General features: G+C 76.0%; 4 protein-coding genes. 3 read left to right on the forward strand and 1 reads right to left on the reverse strand.

What is annotated here, in order from left to right:
- The first annotated feature begins 417 nt into the window (after positions 1-417).
- Both JNW89_RS32120 and JNW89_RS32125 read left to right on the forward strand, forming a co-directional pair.
- Complete coding sequence (locus JNW89_RS32120) at positions 418-1,368, forward strand: serine/threonine-protein kinase (RefSeq protein ID WP_238451911.1); 951 nt, start codon at positions 418-420, stop codon at positions 1,366-1,368.
- Between the two features lie 59 nt (positions 1,369-1,427).
- Positions 1,428-1,850, forward strand: coding sequence for an OsmC family protein (locus JNW89_RS32125; protein ID WP_088962435.1), 423 nt, complete (start codon positions 1,428-1,430; stop codon positions 1,848-1,850).
- Position 1,851: 1 nt separating this feature from the next.
- Here the strand turns inward: JNW89_RS32125 and JNW89_RS32130 are convergent, their stop codons facing one another.
- Positions 1,852-2,610 carry an endonuclease/exonuclease/phosphatase family protein gene (locus JNW89_RS32130; protein ID WP_238451912.1) on the reverse strand — a complete coding sequence of 253 codons (759 nt, stop codon included), beginning with the start codon at positions 2,608-2,610 and terminating at the stop codon, positions 1,852-1,854.
- A gap of 55 nt (positions 2,611-2,665) precedes the next feature.
- On the opposite strand from JNW89_RS32130, the gene JNW89_RS32135 reads away from it, so the two are divergent.
- The gene (locus JNW89_RS32135; protein ID WP_238451913.1) at positions 2,666-2,863 is read left to right on the forward strand and encodes a hypothetical protein; all 198 of its coding nucleotides are present in this window, start codon (positions 2,666-2,668) and stop codon (positions 2,861-2,863) included.
- Positions 2,864-3,295: the final 432 nt, after the last annotated feature.

Consider the following 3,295-nt stretch of genomic DNA (forward strand, 5'->3'; position numbering starts at 1 on the left):
TCCAGACCCCGCTGCCGTCGGGCCGGTCCCGCGCGTAGAGGTGGTCCGGACCGCCGCCACCCGGTGGCGGGTCGGCGTCGGGGTGCCGCATGATCCAGCGCTCCGGCGGCTCGCCGCCCGGATCGGCCGGCACCGCCCGGACCAGTCGTGGGCCGGCCGCCGACGAAGCGCACGGTCACCTCGCCCATCCGCGTCCCCTCCGTCCACCGGTGCACCGGGTCGGTGCCGAGGCAAGCGCGTCGCGGCCGGTACGCCGGACGCCGGACCCCCTGGCTGGCAAGCTACCGCACCGGCGGTGGCCCCGAGCCCGCTCCGGCCGACCCGCCCCCGGGTTTGCCCTGCTGGGAGCGCGGGTACCGGCTCCGGAAGGGCGCAGCCACACCGGGCAGGCGGCACGAAACAGACAGGAGCGGGTCGATGAGGACGCTGGCCGGGCGGTACCAGCTCGCACAGCGCATCGGCCTGGGCGGGATGTCCGAGGTGTGGCGCGCGCACGACCTGGTGCTGGACCGGCCGGTCGCGGTGAAGCTGATGTCCCCCGAGCAGCAGGGCGAAGAGACCTCGGTCGAGCGGATCCGCGCCGAGGCGCGCAACGCCGCCCGGCTGGTGCACCCCAACGTGGCGAGCGTGCACGACTTCGGCACCTCGACCACGCTGCCCGGCCGCGAGGCGCCGTACATCGTGATGGAACTGGCCGAGGGCGAGACGCTCGCCGCGCACCTACGCGCCGGGCCGCTGGACTGGCGGATCGCGGTCCGGGTCTGCGCGGAGGTGGCGGCCGCGCTGGCCGCCGCGCACGCGCACGGGATCGTGCACCGCGACGTGAAGCCGGCCAACGTCATGCTCACCCCGTCCGGGGTGAAGGTCCTCGACTTCGGCATCGCCACCCCGGCCGGCGCGCCCGACCACAGCCCGGACGGCATGGTGGTGGGCACCCCGGCGTACCTGGCCCCGGAGCAGTTCGACCGGCAGCCGGCGACCCCGGCGGCCGACATGTACGCCCTCGGCGTGCTCCTCTACTACTGCCTCACCGGCCGCCTGCCGTACGCGGCGGGGACGACCGCCACCCAGCTGGTCGGTGCCCGGCGTCGGGTGGCGGCGGAGCCGCTGCCCCCGATCGAGGGGCTGCCGCCGGAGGTGGCCGACCTGTGCCGCCAGTGCCTCGCCGACGACCCGTCCCGCCGGCCGACCAGCCTGATGGCCGCGCTGCTGCTGGCCGAGGTGGTGGACGCCCGGGTGTACGTGCCGATGCTCGCGTCGGTGCCCCGGCCCCGTCCCGCCCCGGTCTCCGAGTGGACCGAGCGCGCCGCGACGGAGGCGACCGAGGCGGTCGCCCTCGACGACTGGTCCCGCACCGGACCGGCCTGACCGGCGTTTCACCCGATCGAGTCCGGGAACCCGGGCCGGTGACTGACGGGAGGAACGCGATGCCGGATCCCAGTTCCTGGCTGAACGAGGCCACCGCGACCGCCTCGGGCGGTCACGTACGCACCGACGACGGCGGCTGGTCCACGGCGCTGGCGTCCCCGCTCGCGCCGCACTGCACGGGCCTGACGCCGGAGCAGCTGCTGGCCGCCGCGTTCGCGTCCTGCCTGCACCACGCGGCGGTGGAGGCGGCCGGCGAGATCACCGACGAGGCGCACACCGTGCAGGTGACCGCCGAGGCGAAGCTGGGCCGCGACGACGACGGCCGCTACCGGGCGGACGTGCACGCCTCGATCTCGTCGGTGGGCCTGACTCGCGAGCAGCTGGCCGACCTGGTCGAGTACGCCGACCGGATCTGGCCCTTCTCCAGCGGCGACGCCAGCCGGCACCGGTTGACCGTGACGCCCGCCGACGGGCGGCGCTGAGTCACCAGCGGAAGCCGGCGGTCACCGCCCGGTGGTCGGAGTCCGGGGTGCGCAGCACGTCGGCCGTGGTGGGCGTGAGGCCGCGGTAGAGCACGTGGTCGGGCCGGGTGACCGGCACCGACGAGGGCCAGGTGAAGCCGAAGCCCTGGCCGGCGTCGGCCTGGGCGTCGCGGAGCAGGCGGGTCAGCGGGGTGAAAACCCGGTCGGTGGTGGCGGTGTTCAGGTCCCCGAGCACCAGCAGCCGGTCGGCGCGGTCGGAGCGCACCGCCCCGGCCAGGGTGCGGACGGTCTCGTCCCGGGTGGCGGTGTCGCCGGCCCGGGCCGATCCGAGGTGCACCACGTAGACCGTCAGGTCACCCTGCGGGGTGTCGACGACCGCCCGCAGCGCGCGGGTCCAGCCCAGCCCGGTGTCCACTCCGGCGGAGTCCCGGATGGGGTAGCGGCTCCACAGCGCGACGGTGGAGACCGACGCGCGGTGCGGGTAGCGCTGCCGCAGGTCGGCGGTGAGCCGGCCGGCGTCGTCGACCTCCTGCAGCGCGAGGAGGTCGACGCCCGCCTCGGCGAGCGGGGCCACCGTGCCGGCGGGGTCGGGATTGCCCGCGCGCAGGTTCTGGCTGGCCACCCGGATGCCGGCCGGACCGCTGCCAGCGGCCGGTGGCAGCCAGACGCCGGCGTACATCAGCGCCCAGACGGCCGCGGGGAGCGCGACGGCCACCAGCGCCCGCCGGGAGCGGCGCAGCAGCGCGGCCAGGGCCAGCACCGGCACCCCGAGGCCGAGCAGGCGGCGTCACGCTGTCGAGCAGGCTGCCCAGGCCGTGCACGTTCGGCACCGCGCGGTGGCCGGCCAGCACCGCCGCCAGCAGCACGGCGAGCAGCACCAGGACGAGTCCGCGCCGGTCACCGGGGCGGTGCCCGGCACCGCGGACGGGCTCGTCGATCATGCTGTCGGTCACCGTCCGAATCGTACCGAGCCGCCGCCGGGGCGGCGGCGACAACACCTCGCCCGCCGGTGACCTGGGCTTCCGCCGCGCGGTGGGCCGGCGGGTCGGCGGTACGGCGGGCGGCCGTCGCCCGAACGGAGGAGGGCCGTCGCCCGAGCCCGTGCGGGCGTCTCGCGCCGGATTCCTCCGGTTGTTTCCGACATCAAGGATAAGTAGGACTGGCGAGGTCGGTGCCGTTCCTGGCCGACCGCCGGTAATGCCCGGTCCGATCATGGCAAATTGTGGCGCATGCCACCAATGACCCCGATGGCAAGCGGCGGTGGGCTCTCTAGCCTCGGCGGGTGCTTGCCGACGACTCCCCCCAGCAGCAGCCGCCCGAGACCCGACCGCATGCCCGTACGGTCGATGCCGCATCGGGCGAACGGAGGATCGGCCGGCACCGCGCTCCGGAGCCACCCCGACGCGGGGGCGCGGGCCGTACTGGCCTCCACCCCGGCCCGGGTG

Source organism: Micromonospora sp. 4G55 (assembly GCF_016803375.1).